Annotated in this window: 12 protein-coding genes, 2 tRNA genes, 3 rRNA genes and 1 pseudogene; 3 read left to right on the forward strand and 15 right to left on the reverse strand. The window is 43.0% G+C overall.

What is annotated here, in order from left to right:
• Position 1 precedes the first annotated feature (1 nt).
• From rrf to HMPREF1481_RS10555, 12 genes and pseudogenes are all read right to left on the reverse strand, one after another.
• A 5S ribosomal RNA gene (gene rrf, locus HMPREF1481_RS10235) occupies positions 2-117 on the reverse strand.
• Between the two features lie 77 nt (positions 118-194).
• A 23S ribosomal RNA gene (locus HMPREF1481_RS10240) occupies positions 195-3,096 on the reverse strand.
• A gap of 121 nt (positions 3,097-3,217) precedes the next feature.
• A tRNA-Ala gene (locus HMPREF1481_RS10245) sits at positions 3,218-3,290 on the reverse strand.
• 50 nt (positions 3,291-3,340) lie between these two features.
• Positions 3,341-4,886: ribosomal RNA gene (locus HMPREF1481_RS10250) — 16S ribosomal RNA — on the reverse strand.
• The 16S, 23S and 5S rRNA genes sit together here with 2 tRNA genes alongside, the layout of an rRNA operon.
• A gap of 228 nt (positions 4,887-5,114) precedes the next feature.
• A tRNA-Glu gene (locus HMPREF1481_RS10255) sits at positions 5,115-5,186 on the reverse strand.
• Positions 5,187-5,411: 225 nt separating this feature from the next.
• Positions 5,412-6,023 (reverse strand): 30S ribosomal protein S4, encoded by a 612-nt coding sequence (gene rpsD, locus HMPREF1481_RS10260; RefSeq protein ID WP_006144803.1) that lies wholly within the window; start codon positions 6,021-6,023, stop codon positions 5,412-5,414.
• Positions 6,024-6,224: 201 nt separating this feature from the next.
• Positions 6,225-7,259 (reverse strand): sensor histidine kinase, encoded by a 1,035-nt coding sequence (locus HMPREF1481_RS10265; protein WP_016466548.1) that lies wholly within the window; start codon positions 7,257-7,259, stop codon positions 6,225-6,227.
• Positions 7,256-7,954 carry a response regulator transcription factor gene (locus tag HMPREF1481_RS10270; RefSeq protein ID WP_016466549.1) on the reverse strand — a complete coding sequence of 233 codons (699 nt, stop codon included), beginning with the start codon at positions 7,952-7,954 and terminating at the stop codon, positions 7,256-7,258. The genes HMPREF1481_RS10265 and HMPREF1481_RS10270 overlap by 4 nt, the downstream gene beginning before the upstream one ends.
• 80 nt (positions 7,955-8,034) lie before the next feature.
• Positions 8,035-10,107, reverse strand: a complete 2,073-nt coding sequence (locus tag HMPREF1481_RS10275; RefSeq protein WP_016466550.1) for a YSIRK signal domain/LPXTG anchor domain surface protein — start codon at positions 10,105-10,107, stop codon at positions 8,035-8,037.
• Positions 10,108-10,243: 136 nt separating this feature from the next.
• Positions 10,244-10,909: a potassium channel family protein gene (locus HMPREF1481_RS10280; RefSeq protein WP_016466551.1), complete on the reverse strand. Its 666-nt coding sequence runs from the start codon at positions 10,907-10,909 to the stop codon at positions 10,244-10,246.
• A gap of 13 nt (positions 10,910-10,922) precedes the next feature.
• A complete protein-coding gene (locus tag HMPREF1481_RS10285) occupies positions 10,923-12,302 on the reverse strand; it encodes a TrkH family potassium uptake protein (protein ID WP_025173317.1) in 1,380 nt (459 codons plus the stop codon).
• Between the two features lie 32 nt (positions 12,303-12,334).
• Positions 12,335-13,097, reverse strand: a pseudogene (locus HMPREF1481_RS10555) (nucleoside phosphorylase).
• 192 nt (positions 13,098-13,289) lie between these two features.
• Between HMPREF1481_RS10555 and HMPREF1481_RS10295 the strand changes: the two are divergent.
• The 3 genes from HMPREF1481_RS10295 (at position 13,290) to HMPREF1481_RS10305 (ending at position 14,692) form a co-directional block, all read left to right on the forward strand.
• Positions 13,290-13,742 carry a DUF3290 family protein gene (locus HMPREF1481_RS10295; RefSeq protein WP_016466555.1) on the forward strand — a complete coding sequence of 151 codons (453 nt, stop codon included), beginning with the start codon at positions 13,290-13,292 and terminating at the stop codon, positions 13,740-13,742.
• A complete protein-coding gene (locus HMPREF1481_RS10300) occupies positions 13,739-14,371 on the forward strand; it encodes a DUF421 domain-containing protein (RefSeq protein ID WP_016466556.1) in 633 nt (210 codons plus the stop codon). The genes HMPREF1481_RS10295 and HMPREF1481_RS10300 overlap by 4 nt, the downstream gene beginning before the upstream one ends.
• A 117-nt stretch (positions 14,372-14,488) precedes the next feature.
• On the forward strand, positions 14,489-14,692 hold the full coding sequence (locus HMPREF1481_RS10305) for a CsbD family protein (RefSeq protein ID WP_016466557.1): 204 nt from the start codon (positions 14,489-14,491) through the stop codon (positions 14,690-14,692).
• A gap of 60 nt (positions 14,693-14,752) precedes the next feature.
• On the opposite strand, the gene HMPREF1481_RS10310 is transcribed toward HMPREF1481_RS10305, so the two are convergent.
• The 3 genes from HMPREF1481_RS10310 to HMPREF1481_RS10320 all read right to left on the reverse strand — a co-directional run.
• A complete protein-coding gene (locus HMPREF1481_RS10310) occupies positions 14,753-16,003 on the reverse strand; it encodes a carbohydrate-binding domain-containing protein (protein WP_016466558.1) in 1,251 nt (416 codons plus the stop codon).
• Positions 16,004-16,157: 154 nt separating this feature from the next.
• On the reverse strand, positions 16,158-16,724 hold the full coding sequence (locus HMPREF1481_RS10315) for a sugar O-acetyltransferase (protein ID WP_016466559.1): 567 nt from the start codon (positions 16,722-16,724) through the stop codon (positions 16,158-16,160).
• A gap of 145 nt (positions 16,725-16,869) precedes the next feature.
• Positions 16,870-17,748, reverse strand: an 879-nt coding sequence (locus HMPREF1481_RS10320) for an LPXTG cell wall anchor domain-containing protein (RefSeq protein ID WP_016466560.1), incomplete at its 5' end; no start/stop codon positions are given.

Below are 17,748 nucleotides of genomic sequence, written 5' to 3' on the forward strand. Positions count from 1 at the left end.
AGCTAAGCGACTTCCATATCTCACAGGGGGCAACCCCCAACTACTTCCGGCGTTCTAGGGCTTAACTTCTGTGTTCGGCATGGGTACAGGTGTATCTCCTAGGCTATCGTCACTTAACTCTGAGTAATACCTACTCAAAATTGAATATCTATCAAATACTAAGAAAACCTTTCGCTTTCGTATTCTCAGTTACTTTGGATAAGTCCTCGAGCTATTAGTATTAGTCCGCTACATGTGTCGCCACACTTCCACTTCTAACCTATCTACCTGATCATCTCTCAGGGCTCTTACTGATATAAAATCATGGGAAATCTCATCTTGAGGTGGGTTTCACACTTAGATGCTTTCAGCGTTTATCCCTTCCCTACATAGCTACCCAGCGATGCCTTTGGCAAGACAACTGGTACACCAGCGGTAAGTCCACTCTGGTCCTCTCGTACTAGGAGCAGATCCTCTCAAATTTCCTACGCCCGCGACGGATAGGGACCGAACTGTCTCACGACGTTCTGAACCCAGCTCGCGTGCCGCTTTAATGGGCGAACAGCCCAACCCTTGGGACCGACTACAGCCCCAGGATGCGACGAGCCGACATCGAGGTGCCAAACCTCCCCGTCGATGTGAACTCTTGGGGGAGATAAGCCTGTTATCCCCAGGGTAGCTTTTATCCGTTGAGCGATGGCCCTTCCATACGGAACCACCGGATCACTAAGCCCGACTTTCGTCCCTGCTCGAGTTGTAGCTCTCGCAGTCAAGCTCCCTTATACCTTTACACTCTGCGAATGATTTCCAACCATTCTGAGGGAACCTTTGGGCGCCTCCGTTACCTTTTAGGAGGCGACCGCCCCAGTCAAACTGCCCGTCAGACACTGTCTCCGATAGGGATCACCTATCCGGGTTAGAGTGGCCATAACACAAGGGTAGTATCCCAACAACGTCTCCTTCGAAACTGGCGTCCCGAGCTCATAGACTCCTACCTATCCTGTACATGTGGTACAGACACTCAATATCAAACTGCAGTAAAGCTCCATGGGGTCTTTCCGTCCTGTCGCGGGTAACCTGCATCTTCACAGGTACTAAAATTTCACCGAGTCTCTCGTTGAGACAGTGCCCAAATCATTACGCCTTTCGTGCGGGTCGGAACTTACCCGACAAGGAATTTCGCTACCTTAGGACCGTTATAGTTACGGCCGCCGTTTACTGGGGCTTCAATTCATACCTTCGAGTTACCTCTAAGCACTCCTCTTAACCTTCCAGCACCGGGCAGGCGTCACCCCCTATACATCATCTTACGATTTAGCAGAGAGCTGTGTTTTTGATAAACAGTTGCTTGGGCCTATTCACTGCGGCTGACGTAAAGTCAGCACCCCTTCTCCCGAAGTTACGGGGTCATTTTGCCGAGTTCCTTAACGAGAGTTCTCTCGCTCACCTGAGGCTACTCGCCTCGACTACCTGTGTCGGTTTGCGGTACGGGTAGAGTATGTTTAACGCTAGAAGCTTTTCTTGGCAGTGTGACGTCACTAACTTCGCTACTAAACTTCGCTCCCCATCACAGCTCAATGTTATAGAACTAAGCATTTAACTCAATTCACACCTCACTGCTTAGACAGACTCTTCCAATCGTCTGCTTTAGTTAGCCTACTGCGTCCCTCCATCACTACATACTCTAGTACAGGAATATCAACCTGTTGTCCATCGGATACACCTTTCGGTCTCTCCTTAGGTCCCGACTAACCCAGGGCGGACGAGCCTTCCCCTGGAAACCTTAGTCTTACGGTGGACAGGATTCTCACCTGTCTTTCGCTACTCATACCGGCATTCTCACTTCTATGCGTTCCAGCGCTCCTCACGGTACACCTTCTCCACACATAGAACGCTCTCCTACCATACCTATAAAGGTATCCACAGCTTCGGTAAATTGTTTTAGCCCCGGTACATTTTCGGCGCAGGGTCACTCGACTAGTGAGCTATTACGCACTCTTTGAATGAATAGCTGCTTCTAAGCTAACATCCTAGTTGTCTGTGCAACCCCACATCCTTTTCCACTTAACAATTATTTTGGGACCTTAGCTGGTGGTCTGGGCTGTTTCCCTTTCGACTACGGATCTTAGCACTCGCAGTCTGACTGCCGACCATAATTCATTGGCATTCGGAGTTTATCTGAGATTGGTAATCCGGGATGGACCCCTCACCCAAACAGTGCTCTACCTCCAAGAATCTTGATGTCGACGCTAGCCCTAAAGCTATTTCGGAGAGAACCAGCTATCTCCAAGTTCGTTTGGAATTTCTCCGCTACCCACAAGTCATCCAAGCACTTTTCAACGTGCCCTGGTTCGGTCCTCCAGTGCGTCTTACCGCACCTTCAACCTGCTCATGGGTAGGTCACATGGTTTCGGGTCTACGACATAATACTAAGGCGCCCTATTCAGACTCGGTTTCCCTACGGCTCCGTCTCTTCAACTTAACCTCGCATCATATCGTAACTCGCCGGTTCATTCTACAAAAGGCACGCTCTCACCCATTAACGGGCTCGAACTTGTTGTAGGCACACGGTTTCAGGTTCTATTTCACTCCCCTCCCGGGGTGCTTTTCACCTTTCCCTCACGGTACTGGTTCACTATCGGTCACTAGGGAGTATTTAGGGTTGGGAGATGGTCCTCCCAGATTCCGACGGGATTTCACGTGTCCCGCCGTACTCAGGATACTGCTAGGTACAAAGACTATTTTGAATACGAGGCTCTCACTCTCTTTGGCTGATCTTCCCATATCATTCTTCTATAATCTTTGAGTCCACATTGCAGTCCTACAACCCCGAAGAGTAAACTCTTCGGTTTGCCCTCCTGCCGTTTCGCTCGCCGCTACTAAGGCAATCGCTTTTGCTTTCTCTTCCTGCAGCTACTTAGATGTTTCAGTTCACTGCGTCTTCCTCCTCATATCCTTAACAGATATGGGTAACAGGTAGTACCTGTTGGGTTCCCCCATTCGGAAATCCCTGGATCATCGCTTACTTACAGCTACCCAAGGCATATCGTCGTTTGTCACGTCCTTCTTCGGCTCCTAGTGCCAAGGCATCCACCGTGCGCCCTTATTAACTTAACCTTATTTTTGACCTTTCAGTCATAAACTCTTTTAATACTACAGCGTTTCGGTTTATTTTCTTGTTACTATTTGATATAGATATTCAATTTTCAATGTGCATTACTTGGTGATCTCTCACCAATGGAGCCTAGCGGGATCGAACCGCTGACCTCCTGCGTGCAAAGCAGGCGCTCTCCCAGCTGAGCTAAGGCCCCACAAGACCTCTCAAGACTAAACAAGACCAATGTGCATTCCTTATCCTTAGAAAGGAGGTGATCCAGCCGCACCTTCCGATACGGCTACCTTGTTACGACTTCACCCCAATCATCTATCCCACCTTAGGCGGCTGGCTCCAAATGGTTACCTCACCGACTTCGGGTGTTACAAACTCTCGTGGTGTGACGGGCGGTGTGTACAAGGCCCGGGAACGTATTCACCGCGGCGTGCTGATCCGCGATTACTAGCGATTCCGACTTCATGTAGGCGAGTTGCAGCCTACAATCCGAACTGAGACTGGCTTTAAGAGATTAGCTTGCCGTCACCGACTTGCGACTCGTTGTACCAGCCATTGTAGCACGTGTGTAGCCCAGGTCATAAGGGGCATGATGATTTGACGTCATCCCCACCTTCCTCCGGTTTATTACCGGCAGTCTCGCTAGAGTGCCCAACTGAATGATGGCAACTAACAATAGGGGTTGCGCTCGTTGCGGGACTTAACCCAACATCTCACGACACGAGCTGACGACAACCATGCACCACCTGTCACCTCTGTCCCGAAGGAAAACTCTATCTCTAGAGCGGTCAGAGGGATGTCAAGACCTGGTAAGGTTCTTCGCGTTGCTTCGAATTAAACCACATGCTCCACCGCTTGTGCGGGCCCCCGTCAATTCCTTTGAGTTTCAACCTTGCGGTCGTACTCCCCAGGCGGAGTGCTTAATGCGTTAGCTACGGCACTAAACCCCGGAAAGGGTCTAACACCTAGCACTCATCGTTTACGGCGTGGACTACCAGGGTATCTAATCCTGTTTGCTCCCCACGCTTTCGAGCCTCAGCGTCAGTTACAAGCCAGAGAGCCGCTTTCGCCACCGGTGTTCCTCCATATATCTACGCATTTCACCGCTACACATGGAATTCCACTCTCCCCTCTTGCACTCAAGTTAAACAGTTTCCAAAGCGTACTATGGTTAAGCCACAGCCTTTAACTTCAGACTTATCTAACCGCCTGCGCTCGCTTTACGCCCAATAAATCCGGATAACGCTCGGGACCTACGTATTACCGCGGCTGCTGGCACGTAGTTAGCCGTCCCTTTCTGGTAAGATACCGTCACAGTGTGAACTTTCCACTCTCACACTCGTTCTTCTCTTACAACAGAGCTTTACGATCCGAAAACCTTCTTCACTCACGCGGCGTTGCTCGGTCAGACTTCCGTCCATTGCCGAAGATTCCCTACTGCTGCCTCCCGTAGGAGTCTGGGCCGTGTCTCAGTCCCAGTGTGGCCGATCACCCTCTCAGGTCGGCTATGTATCGTCGCCTTGGTGAGCCGTTACCTCACCAACTAGCTAATACAACGCAGGTCCATCTGGTAGTGGAGCAATTGCCCCTTTTAAACAGTTATCATGCAATAACTGTTGTCATGCGGTATTAGCTATCGTTTCCAATAGTTATCCCCCGCTACCAGGCAGGTTACCTACGCGTTACTCACCCGTTCGCAACTCATCCAGAAGAGCAAGCTCCTCCTTCAGCGTTCTACTTGCATGTATTAGGCACGCCGCCAGCGTTCATCCTGAGCCAGGATCAAACTCTCATTAAAAGTTTGAGTTCTCACTCATTTCTGTCACCGACAGATTTATTGTTTTTTCATTGTTCAGTACTATAACCTTAAGTTATAGTGCCCTGCACATTGGTTCGTCTTGTTCAGTTTTCAAAGGTCTTTGTCGCGCTTGCGACAACTATATTAGTATATCACAGTCGTTTTTCTCTGTCAACAGGTTTTTTTAACTTTTTTTATATCCTACCACCTTCAACCGCGATACACCCATAGTCCGTACGGGATTCGAACCCGTGTTACCGCCGTGAAAAGGCGGTGTCTTAACCCCTTGACCAACGGACCTTGAGCTTTTCAACTCTTTCTATTATACCTACTTTTTTGCGCTTGTCAACTGGTTTTTCTTATTTTTTGTAAAAAATTTTTTTAATTTTTTCTACATACTATCTACTATATATAGCTACTATTTATATACTAAAAATATTTCTTTAAATATAGAAGAAATTTTAGTCTTTTTAGACAAAGCAAAAAGCCCACTGTTGTAGGCTTTCTGTAATATATATCTTAAAATTAAAGCATCTTGTTGTAGAATTCAACGATAAGTGCTTCGTTGATTTCTGGGTTGATTTCATCACGTTCTGGCAAACGAGTCAATGAACCTTCCAATTTGTCAGCGTCGAATGATACGAATGCTGGACGTCCAAGAGTAGCTTCAACAGCTTCAAGGATTGCTGGAACTTTCAATGATTTTTCGCGAACTGAGATCACTTGACCTGGAGTTACACGGTATGAAGGGATATCAACGCGTTTTCCGTCAACAAGGATGTGACCGTGGTTTACGAATTGACGTGCTTGACGACGAGTAGTCGCAAGGCCAAGACGGTAAACAACGTTATCCAAACGACGTTCCAAAAGAAGCATGAAGTTGAAACCAAGGATTCCGCCTTTGATTTTTGTAGCTTCTACGAACAAGTTACGGAATTGTTTTTCACCAACACCGTATGTGAAACGAAGTTTTTGTTTTTCAGCCAATTGCAAACCGTATTCTGACAATTTTGAACGGTTGTTTGGTCCGTGTTGACCTGGTACGTAGTTACGACGTGCCAATTCTTTACCTGTACCTGTAAGTGAAAGGCCAAGGCGACGAGCTTGTTTCCAAGATGGTCCTGTATAACGTGACATATGTATGTCCTCCTGATATAAATAATATTCGGTGGAAATAGTCACTTAGAAAGCCCTGATTCGTGCAGATGCCCTTCGCCTAAACAGCCAAGGTTACTTATCATAAGACACCTGTTGACGAGCTTCATGCTTCCCTGCTGCTATTTCACACAAAGGCTATTGTATCATGAATCCGTCGATTTGTAAAGAGATTTTACGCCTTTATTTCAAATTAAGGCAGAATGTGAACTTGCTTCCTAAGCCATATTGACTTTCTACTGTGATTTCACCACCAAGCTGATGGGCCAGTTCTTGTGCAATCGCAAGACCTAATCCATGCCCACCTGTCTTCATATTTCGTGAAGTTTCTACACGATACAATCGGTTAAAAATTTTTCCCAAATCTTCAGGAAGGATTCCCTGTCCCTCGTCTTTCACACTGATTGTCAGCTCTTGTTCTGTTAATTGAGCAAGAACCTCGATTCTGGTTCCTGGTTCTGAATATTTAAAGGCATTGTTTAACAAATTGACCAGAATACGAGAAAGTTTGTCAGAATGGCTCTTGATTTTCGCCGACTCAGGTGATACTTGAATGTAAACATCCCGCTCCTCTTGTTCAATCTGGAGTTGAAATTCACTCATTGACTCAATCAACAGCTGATCTAAAAAGACCTCTTCGACTTCTTCATCAGCAGTATCTTGAGGTTGTGTGTTAAGAGTCAAAACATCCAATTCCTCCACTAGCTTGTTTAGACGCTCAGTTTGTCGACCAATCGTGGTTAAATAGTGGAGCCGCTCCTCTTCCTTAATCACTCCATCTAGAATTCCCTCCACAGTAACCTGAATGGAGGTAATAGGAGTTTTAATATCGTGAGAAAGCTGCGCAATCATCATTCTCTTTTCTTGCTCGCTCTCATCAAGTGATTGAAAGGTAGCCTGCAAATTGTGGGACATGTCATTAAAAGCCTGGCCTAGCTCTTGAAATTCTAATGGGCCTTTGGTTTCGATTTCTGTACTGAAATCCTTGCTTGCTATATCCTGAGCTTGTTTTTTCAAATGTTTCAGAGAAGAGAAAACGGGCGACAAGAGAAAGATGCTCACTGCAGCGCCAATGAAACTAGCAATCAAGGTCATTCCAACTAGAAAGTAAACTTCATTTTTCTCAATCAACATTCGTTGGACTGCCCAGAAAACAACCAAAATCGTTAGTAGAGTCGAAACTAGATACCCCACTAAAATATAGCTTTTTAATTTCATTTTTTTCCTCTCGGTCTTTCCATCTTATAGCCCAATCCCCAAACAGTTTTGATAGCAGGAGTGTTTAAATTCGTATACTTACTCAATTCTTGTCTCAAAGCATGGATATGAACATTGAGTGTATTGGTATCATCCACATAATCCTCTTGCCATACCTTCTCATAAAGTTCAGTCTTTGAAAAGACTCTCTCAGGATTGCTGGCTAATATCCATAGAAGTTCAAAAGATTTCACTGTCAAATCCAAAGGCTGTTCCCCAATGCGAACCTCATGAGTCACATGGTTGATCACCAAGTCACCAAACTCAATCTGCTCAGTCTCTCCGCCACGACTAAGGCGGCGCAAGATATTATTCACTCTCAAAACCAATTCCCGTGGGCTAAACGGTTTAGCTATAAAATCAGCTGCCCCCAAACTTAATCCATAAATCTTATCTTGTTCGCTTGTCTTAGCAGTTGTAAAGAGAAAGGGTTGATCAGGAGCAATATACTGAACTTCACTGATGAAATCATAACCGTCCATATTAGGCATCATGATATCTGTGATAATGAGATCGATAGATTTTTTTCTAAAAAGTTCCAATCCTTCCTTACCATCATGGGCGACTAAAACATCGTAGCCTGCCTGTAAAAGATAACGATTTTGAATATCTAGAATATCTATCTCATCATCAACCAACAAAATTGTCTTTTTCATCTGACACTCCTTTGACAAAAACAGTGTTATACTTGCTTTAGTATAACACTATTTCCCGTAATGTTTAAATGATTTGAACCTTAATCTTCTCTTTTGGTTTTCCAACCCAAAAATCCAACAAGACCTGCCAAAGTTAGACCAAAGATACCAAGTCCAGCTGTAGTTGTTTGAGCTTCACCAGTATTTGGTAGCATCGGTTGTCCATCATTTTTCCTAGTTTCAGCCATGGAATCAGCCATTCTCATCTCTGAAGCTTGGACTTCTTTCATCATATCCTTCATTTCGTTCATTGAATCTGACGTAGAAGAAGGCATAGCCATCTGATTTCCTTGAGGAGTGCTGGACATCATTTCTAATCCATGAAGTCGAATCGTTACTTGTCGAGTAGCAACCAGATTGGTCAAATCAGGTTTGCCGTCTTTAGCGCCGTACACCTTGATGGTAGCTAGATATGTTTGACTTCCGTTAGCTCGAAGTTGCTCCAGCAAGTCCTGACCATCCTTACCAACCGTATTACCATTCAAATCTACTTCGTAGAAATATTGCCCTTTAGCCAAGCCTTCAAGTGGTAATAGAGCAGGATTTTTTGCTGTTCCATTGTCTGACCAAGGAGCCTTATCTGAGGCTTTCAAGATAAGGCGGGTCAACATTCCATCTCCACCAAAAGCTTCGTATGGAGTAACTTGGTTGATACCAGCCAAGAAAGGTCCAGGAACCTTAGCCTTGTCAAGGTAGCTAGCTGGAACATTAATCATGTCTTTGACATTGTTAACAACAGAATCTTTAACCTGATTTGGTGTGGTTAAGCCATTCAAATTAACAGTCAAATCTTTAGTCGCCACAAGATTTGTTAAGTCAGCCTTGCCGTCTTTAGCTCCGTACACTTTGATAGTTGCCTTGTAACTTTGAGTACCGTTTTGTTTCAAGAGGTCAAGAAGCTCTTTATCTGATTTACCTTGAGTGCCAGCCAAATCTACTTCATAGAAGTAGAGGCCTTTGCCCAATTTCTCTACTGGTGGGAGAGCGGGATTTTTAGCCGAACCGTTGTCTGACCATGGAGCCTTATCGGATGCTTTCAAGATAAGGCGAGTCAACATACCGTCACCGGCGAAAAATTCGTATGGAATGACTTGGTTGACTCCCGCTGTGAACGGGCCTGGGTAATTGGGTTTATTAAGGTAGCTAGCTGGGACATCTACTGTATCTTTGGTGTTGTCAGCCACACCTTTTTGAACTTCAGCTGGGGTAGTCAAGCCGTTCAAGTTGATATCCAAATCCTTAGTCGCTACGAGGTTACTCAAATCGGCTTTGCCATCCTTCGCACCGTACACTTTAATAGTAGCTTGATAACTTTGAGTACCATTTTGTTTCAAGAGGTCAAGAAGCTCTTTATCTGATTTACCTTGAGTGCCAGCCAAATCCACTTCGTAGAAGTAGAGACCTTTGCCCAATTTCTCTACTGGTGGGAGGGCGGGATTTTTTGCTGAACCATTGTCTGACCATGGAGCTTTGTCAGAAGCTTTCAAGATGAGACGAGTTAACATGCCGTCACCGGCGAAAAATTCGTATGGAATGACTTGGTTAACACCGGCTGTGAATGGGCCTGGGTAATTGGCCTTGTCCAAGTAAGAAGCTGGAACATCTACTGTATCTTTGGTATTATCAGCTACACCTTTTTTGACTTCAGCTGGAGTGGTTGCTGGTTGAGCTTCACTTGCTTCACGATCTTGTCCAGACACTACAGGAACAGAATTTGTTGCAGGTTTAACCGTATCTTCTATTTGTTTCTTAGATTCTGGTTTTGCTTGCACTTCTTCTTTGGGTACTACTACTTGGTCTTTATCAGCTACATCCGCTTTTTCTGGAGAGCTTGTAGAATCCAAGCTTACTTTAGGTACTGAATCTGCCTGTTCTGAAGGAAGAGCTACATCGACTGCTTTTTTTAGAGCCTCTGCTGGTAAGTCGCTCTTTTCACTCACCGAATCTGCATCTGGCACGACTTGAGCAGTGGTCGGATTAACCACATCAGCACGCGCAGAACTTGGTTGTCCGACCAGGACAAAGAAGCCACTAGCTACAACAACTGAAGCAACACCGACACTGAGACGGCGAATAGACCAACGAGTATATCTCTGATTTGGATTGAATTTCATAGGATTCTCCTTAGAGTTTTCTTTTTTTGATGACTCTAGTATAATCTCCTAAAATTAAAAAGGATTAAGAAAAAGTTAAAATTTTTCTTAAATCCCTCTTATAAAATACTTATATTGACTCAATAATCTTTTTCTTCTACTCATTGAGGTTTGCAAGATTATCTAAGTATTGGTTATTAATGATAGCCATGATATAGGTGTCAGACTGTAAAAGGTCTTCCGGTCCGAATTGAACATCTAGTGGAGCATTTTCGTATTTACGAAAACCGAGTATATTAAGATTATAGCGTCCTCTAAGATTTAATTGGCTAAGACTCTGACCTACCCAAGATGCAGGGATTTTCATCTCAACAATGGAGACATTCTTGTCTAACTGAAAGACGTCTACGCTATTATGAAAGAGAATCGTTTGTGCTAATGAACGACCCATTTCATACTCTGGTGAAATAACAGAGTCTGCACCGATTTTTTCAAGTACTTTTTTTGCTGTATGACTTTTGACCTTAGCAATAACAGTTGGTACTCCCAAATCCTTGCAATGCATAACCGCAAGAACACTAGACTCCAAGTTTTCACCAGTTGCGACCACAACCGTATCACAGGTATCAATCCCGGCTGATAACAAGAGTTCTTCATCTGTGATATCTCCAACAACACCGCGAACTAAAACAGGTTCAAATTGATTGATAAGTTCCTCATGGTTGTCAATAGCTATGATATTGATATCATGCTTGGCAAGCGCTGCGAGAACACTGCTCCCAAAAATTCCTAAACCTAAAATTCCGATTGTCCGATCTGACATAGTTTATCCTTTCCTATCCTATAGTAATATCTGCTTTCATATAGTGGATCATATCTTTCTTGTCTGGACGATACTCAGCCAAGCTAACTAATAGCGTCAACGGCCCGATTCGTCCTATAAACATCAATAACATGACAACGCTAAGTGCTATCTTACCTAATTCTGGTGTCAAGTTCGCTGTTACTCCAACGGTAGCAAGCGCAGAAATAGTTTCAAACATCAAGTAGATAAATTTCGGATTCCCTTCTGCTGTTATTCCAAGTAAAATCAAACCCACCAAAAAAGTTATCAAGAAAACAATGAAGACACTGAAGGATTTTTGCACTGTCCGAGGTTCAATCGTTCTCCGAGCTACATTGGCATGGGGCAATCCTAAAAGTTCACTGCGCGCAAATACTAACAATACAAAGAAGGTTGTGATTTTAAGTCCCCCGGCTGTTCCACCAGGTGCCCCCCCGAGAAACATTTGTAAGATATAAATCAGCAAAGTGACTGGTCTAGCTTGAGTATAATCAATAGAAGCAAAACCTGCTGTCCTCATACTAACAGTCTGGAAAAAGCTAACCAGCAATTTCTCAGGGATACTGAGATTTCCAATGGTCCCTGGATTGTTCCACTCAATCAAGAGGGTTGAAACTGTTCCGGTAAATAAAATACCTGTTGTTAAGAAGAGGACTAACTTTGTATGAAAGCGAAGACGACGCTTTTTCTTCTTTCCTAACTGGGTTGCTAGATCAAACCAGACCATAAATCCTAGACCACCCGTAATAATTAATCCTGCAATCACTAGATTAATCAACGGGTCTGTCTGAAAGGCTGCCAAACTCGTACTACCAAAATTATCAAATCCAGCATTACAAAAAGCAGAAACGGCTACGAAAATGGAAGTGAAAATCCCCCGACCTAAACCAAACTCGGGAACAAAACGAAAACTTAACAGAAAGGCTCCGAATCCTTCTACTAGAAAAGTAGTAACGAAGATGGAACGTAGAAAATCCTTCAGAGACTGGGTTTCTTCAAAACTAAAACTCTCCAGAATCGTTTCACGACCTCGAAGGCTGAGTTTTTGCTTACCTTGAATATAGAAAATTCCTAAAAAGGTCATGAGCCCCAAACCACCAATTTGAATCAAGACCATACAAATCAATTGTCCCCAGATGTTATAGGTTGAAGCTACTGATTGGGTAAAGAGCCCTGTTACACAGACCATGGATACAGCCGTAAAGAGATGATCAAAATAGGTTGCTTGGGAGCTTGTTTCTTGTACAAATGGTAGACTCAAAAGAAGAGAGCCCAAAAGAATAACCAAAGCAAAGCTTAGAAAGATTCGTCGGGCAGGTGATAAACGCCCTAGAGTATAATTTATTTTCCCAAAAATTGATTTAACTATCATAGCTACATTGTACCACAAAAAGCTGAGAATACTCACATATGACTAACAATCTCAAGACAGAGTTCTAGCGCCTTTTCGAAAGCTTCCGCACCCCAATCACGCTGGTCATAATTATCAAGATCTGCCAAAGAATCTGCTGTAAACAGCAACTCACCCCAGATAACTCCACGAAGCTGAGCTACCGCTGCCAGAGCTGCACACTCCATCTCCACTACTGCGCAACCTTCTTCCTTACGATAGGCAACTTTTTCAGCTGTTTCTCGGTAAAAACCATCTGTCGACCAAGTCATGACTTCTTCATAAGGGACGCCTAGTTGTTCCAAAACTTGCTCGATAGCAAATCGCTTCAACGTTTACATCCATATAACGAGATGGTGGCGCATAATGGTAGCTAGCACCTTCATCACGTAACGCTCGAACTGGAACTAGAAAGGCATTTTCTTCGATATTCGTTAACACGCCACAAGTACCAGTAGAGATGATATTCTCCACACCATAGCCAATCAACCAATCCATAAACTGGGCCGCCGAGGCAGAACCAACGGGCGCTTGGGCCAGACAAACTTTTTCGCCTTTGTAGTCCATGACATAAACAGGATAGGTTTTAGTGGCAGACACAAACTCCCCAACGCACTCCGCCCCTACTTCCTGAGCAAAGCGGTCAATCTCCTCCTCCAAAAATGCATAGATGCACTTCTTTGGCAACTGTAAATCTAATCCTTCGTGATTTGGCATGATGACTGCCTGAGGATTATCATCAAACTCTAAAATAGGAATGGCATGTTTTTGAATCATAGAACACCTCCTCTAAATTTGTACTATTATAACAAAAGCCAAACGAAAGTCAAGACGGGAGGCTAAGTCAAATCATAAAAAACCTACCTTAAGTAGGAAACAACAATTAAATGCTTTTTCCTCTACTAACAAAATTGCTAAAACTTAGGAATTAGTTTATAATAGATTGAATTTGAAAAAGGGAGAAATCTTATGAAATTCTATTCATACGACTATGTTCTAAGCCAAATCAGTCAACAGGATTGGGTCATGATTATTGTGTCGACGCTCTTAGTGATTGTGACTGGATTCTTTGCATTTAAGGCTTTCAAAGATAAAAGAGGGAGTAAGTTCCGTGAATTATCGCTCATTTCTATTTTGACGTTAATTGCTTTTGTATTGATTAGCATTACGAATCTTCAAAACAACCAATCCAATGATAATCAATTTCGTAGTTCCTTGCACTTCATCGAAATTGTATCAAAAGAGTTAGGTGTTGATAAGAAAAATGTTTATGTCAACACATCAGCAGTGACTGATGGGGCGATTATTAAAGTAGGTGACAATTTTTATCGTGCCATTAGTGGGACTGACCAAGATAGCTATTTATTAGAAAAGATGGAACTCTATAAAACAGATGTAGAACTGGTGGAGGTTGAAAAATGATAAGCTTTTTTGCTACAATTGCAATTAAATTGGCCTTTGGGCTTCTGTCTCTTGTTTTTGTTATTAACGTAACAGGAAAAGGAAATTTAGCACCAAGTTCTGCAGTAGACCAAATACAGAACTTTGTTCTCGGGGGTATTATCGGCGGGGTCATCTACAATAGCTCGATTACCATCCTTCAATATATCGTCATCCTCATCATCTGGACGATTTTGATTCTGTCACTCAAATGGCTGAATACTAATGTTTCCTCCATCAAACATCTGATTGATGGAAAACCAACTATTATCATAAAAAACGGAAAATTAGATCCAGAAGCTTGTCGCTCAAAAGGTCTTGCAGCTGCAGATGTAGCCCTTAAATTGCGTGCTCAAGGAATTTTCCAACTAAAGGAAGTCAAGAGAGCTGTGATTGAGCAAAACGGACAGCTAATTGTCGTAAGAATGGGTGACGAGAATCCTAAGTACCCAGTCATTACAGACGGCGTTGTCCAAGTTGAAATCCTAGAAACCATCGGAAAATCAGAGGAATGGCTAACAGAACAATTGAAAGAAGAAGGTTTCGAAGAAGTGTCTAATATCTTTATCGCTGAATATGATAAAGGGCAATTGAATGTTGTAACCTATTAAAAAAATAAACTGATGCTTTTCGTATCAGTTTTTTGCTTTTTTGCATAAAAGGGTATATACTTAAATTAATATCTGATGTAATTTAGATAATACAAAAAATTAACGGAGGTATCCCCCATGTCAATCGAAGAAAAATTCAACCAAGCTAAAGGTTCTGTTAAAGAAGGTTTTGGTAAACTAACTGGCGATACTAAAACTCAAGCGGAAGGAGCTGCAGAAAAGGTAGCTTCAAAAGCTAAAGAAGTTGCTGAAGAAGCAAAAGAAGCTGTCGAAGGCGCAGTATCTGGCGTAAAAAACATCTTTAAAAAAGACGGAGAATAATTCTTTCTCGTCCTAATATCATAAAAATCTCCCTTCTCTTTCGAGAAAGGAGATTTTCTTTTATGGTCGTCCATCAGGAGCGGGACCTCCAGGGCTACCATTCCCTTGAGGGCCACCGCCAGGTGCCCCTCCGCCTCCAGGCATAGAATTGACAATCTCAGTTTGTTTTTCACCATTGAGATAGATATCTCCGCCTGTGTAGGTCGCTGTTCCATCAAAGTCAAAACCAGTTTGACCAGTCATTTTGATGGTTCCTCCATTAACTGTAATATTACCATTTGAGTCAATTGGATCCGTGTCCCCTTGACCAACTTCAACCGTCAAGTTCCCACCATTCATAGTGAAGAAAATTTCACTTTGTTGAGCATTTTTGTTGGCTGCATTGACACCATCATCCGTTGAATAGATGGCGATATCTCCACCGTTGATAGTAATTGACTTACCTTCAAGCCCTTCTGTAGAATTCTTAACGGTATAGGTACCACTATCAATAACCAAATCACCTGATGCGTGGATACCATCGTCCCCTGCAGTAACAGTAATGGTATTGTCAGAGAGATACATGGTTCCTACAGATGTATCGTCATCATTATCTACCTTGACCCCATCTTCCTTAGCATCGATAGTCATGGTTGTGCCAGTAATATTGAGTTCATCATTGACATTAAAGGCGTCTCCGACTGCCGTGATGTTGTAGGTTCCGCCTGTGATGTGAAGTGTATCATTTGCCTTGATACCATTATTTTTCTTGCCATCTACATTAAGAGTTCCTTTACCATTGATGGTCAAGTCCACTTTAGAGAAGAGGGCTGCATCAGCTTTTTCATCGCTATTAGAAGCAGAATCTGAGAGGCTATTGGTTATTCCATCTGCTAGAGTTAGGTAAACATGACCAGCTGATGTTGCTGAAATAGCTGCATTGGTATTAGTCATGGTGACACCGTTTAGTACGATGTGTACGTCATCTGAACTTCCAGCTTCGATCTTGATTTGAACACCGTCGGATTGACCAGAGATCACATAGGTACCTGACTTAGAAATTGTAACGGTAGATCCTGATACGGCCACTCCGTCACCTGAAACCGTCGCCGTTGTTCCTGACAAGGTTACAGTTGCTGCTGTCTTTTCATCATAGGAGGTATCGTAGTCCTTGTCTGTGAAATAGTTAGTTTTCTTAGCATCTGTAGTGGATGTCGTTTTCGTTGTCGCAGTATTGCTAGCTGTTGTATTTGAAGTTGACTGGGTACAAGCTGTTACTAGTGCTAGAGTTGCTATACTCGTTAATAAGAATGTCCATTTTTTTGCTTTCATGCTCGTTTCCTCGACTTTCATTTTACATGCTCTTAGTCTACGTGACTTTCCTAAAATAAGCCTAAACTTTTTCTGAAAATTTTCTTAACCCCATCCGAACTTCATTAATAATCATTATTTATGGTACAAAAAAGAACAGCATTTTGCTGTTCTTTTATTTTTCTTCTTTGACTGGAATTTCTTTGATAACTCGTGCTGGATTTCCTGCAAGGACTACATTGTCGCCAAAAGATTTAGTAATGACAGCTCCTGCTCCTGCAACAACGTTATCACCTAGTGTAACACCTGGAAGGACAATAACCCCACCACCTGCCCAGAAGTTCTTGCCGATTGTAATTGGTTTCCCAAATTCTAAACCTGAATTTCGTTCATCTGGATCCAGTGGATGAAGGGGTGTTAAAAATTGGCAGTTAGGACCAATCATAGCATTGTCGCCAATGGTAATAGGACAAACATCCAACATGGTCAGATTCCAATTGGAATAGAAATTTTCTCCCAAATGAATATTGACACCATAATCCACTACCAAACGAGTATTGACATAGAGGTTTTCACCAGTTGAACCAAACCATCCTTTGATGATTTCCATACCTTTTATTGGATCGACTTCTTCATTAAAGGCAGCTTGCTTTTGTCGTGCTATTTGTGCTAGAGCACGAAGTTCTGGATCGAACGGGCGATAGGGTTCTCCCGCAATCATTTTTTGGTATTCACTTTTCATATCTTGATATCCTTATTTATTTTACAAGATTGTAGCATAGTTCTATCCTTAAAACAAGCAGCAAAGAGATAAAAAAACTAGTACATCTTTGGATGTACTAGTTTTTAATTAGAAAGGTGACTTTTCCACTACTTTACAGAGTTGATTAGTCTTCTTTCTTTTTACGAGCGATAAGTCCAAATCCACTCAAGACACCTACTAAACCAAGGGCAGCAAGGCTAGCATGATCTTCAGTACCAGTATTTGGCAATTGAGGAGCATTTTCCTTAGCTGGAGCTGGTTTAACTGGAGCTTCTGGTTTTTCTGGAGTTACAACTTTTTCGTAGATGTGTACTGTATCACCATTTGGCAATTTCTTAGTTTCAACGAAGCGGTATCCTGGAATGTCTTTCTTAGGATTTTCACCGTCTTCTGTTGGATATCCTGGAATTTCATTTCCGTCTTTATCCTTGTGACTAGTCTTCACTTTTTCGTAGACATGTTCTGTGTCGCCGTTTGGAAGTTTCTTAGTCTCTACGAAGCGGTATCCTGGAATATCTTTCTTAGGATTTTCGCCGTCTTCTGTTGGATATCCTGGAATTGCTTTACCTTCTTTATCTACAAATGTAGTAACTGGTGTTACTGTTGGTGTGTATGTTGCAGAAGCTTTTGTTCCGTTCATATCTTCACGAACAACTGTAACAGATGGAGCTGTTCCTGTAAATTCAGGTTCTGGTTTGAAGGTTACTGTTCCGTCTGGTGCTACTGTGTAAGTACCAACACCCGGAATAGTCTTAGTTGTTGAACCATCGTCAAATGTTGCTGGAACATCATCATTCATTGGAACACGGCTATCGCCTTCCTTGAATGTTGGTTTACCTGACTGTTCTTTACCTTTTGGTCCAATAGTTGTAGCTGGTTCTGCTGTTGGTGTTACTGGTGTAACAGTTGGTGTGTACTTAGCTGTTACTGGTGTACCGTTCTTATCTACACGTTTAACAGTCACACCTGTTCCTGTTCCTGTGAATGATTTTTCTGGTACGAA

The organism is Streptococcus sp. HPH0090, assembly GCF_000411475.1.
Classification (GTDB): Bacteria; Bacillota; Bacilli; order Lactobacillales; family Streptococcaceae; genus Streptococcus.

Coding starts and splice junctions, on each gene's coding strand:
- HMPREF1481_RS10265 (WP_016466548.1), bottom strand. CDS start 7,259: ATGAAATTAAAAAGCTATATTTTAGTGGGGTATCTAGTTTCGACTCTA.
- HMPREF1481_RS10295 (WP_016466555.1), top strand. CDS start 13,290: ATGAAATTCTATTCATACGACTATGTTCTAAGCCAAATCAGTCAACAG.
- HMPREF1481_RS10310 (WP_016466558.1), bottom strand. CDS start 16,003: ATGAAAGCAAAAAAATGGACATTCTTATTAACGAGTATAGCAACTCTA.
- HMPREF1481_RS10315 (WP_016466559.1), bottom strand. CDS start 16,724: ATGAAAAGTGAATACCAAAAAATGATTGCGGGAGAACCCTATCGCCCG.
- HMPREF1481_RS10270 (WP_016466549.1), bottom strand. CDS start 7,954: ATGAAAAAGACAATTTTGTTGGTTGATGATGAGATAGATATTCTAGAT.
- rpsD (WP_006144803.1), bottom strand. CDS start 6,023: ATGTCACGTTATACAGGACCATCTTGGAAACAAGCTCGTCGCCTTGGC.
- HMPREF1481_RS10280 (WP_016466551.1), bottom strand. CDS start 10,909: ATGTCAGATCGGACAATCGGAATTTTAGGTTTAGGAATTTTTGGGAGC.
- HMPREF1481_RS10275 (WP_016466550.1), bottom strand. CDS start 10,107: ATGAAATTCAATCCAAATCAGAGATATACTCGTTGGTCTATTCGCCGT.
- HMPREF1481_RS10285 (WP_025173317.1), bottom strand. CDS start 12,302: ATGATAGTTAAATCAATTTTTGGGAAAATAAATTATACTCTAGGGCGT.
- HMPREF1481_RS10305 (WP_016466557.1), top strand. CDS start 14,489: ATGTCAATCGAAGAAAAATTCAACCAAGCTAAAGGTTCTGTTAAAGAA.
- HMPREF1481_RS10300 (WP_016466556.1), top strand. CDS start 13,739: ATGATAAGCTTTTTTGCTACAATTGCAATTAAATTGGCCTTTGGGCTT.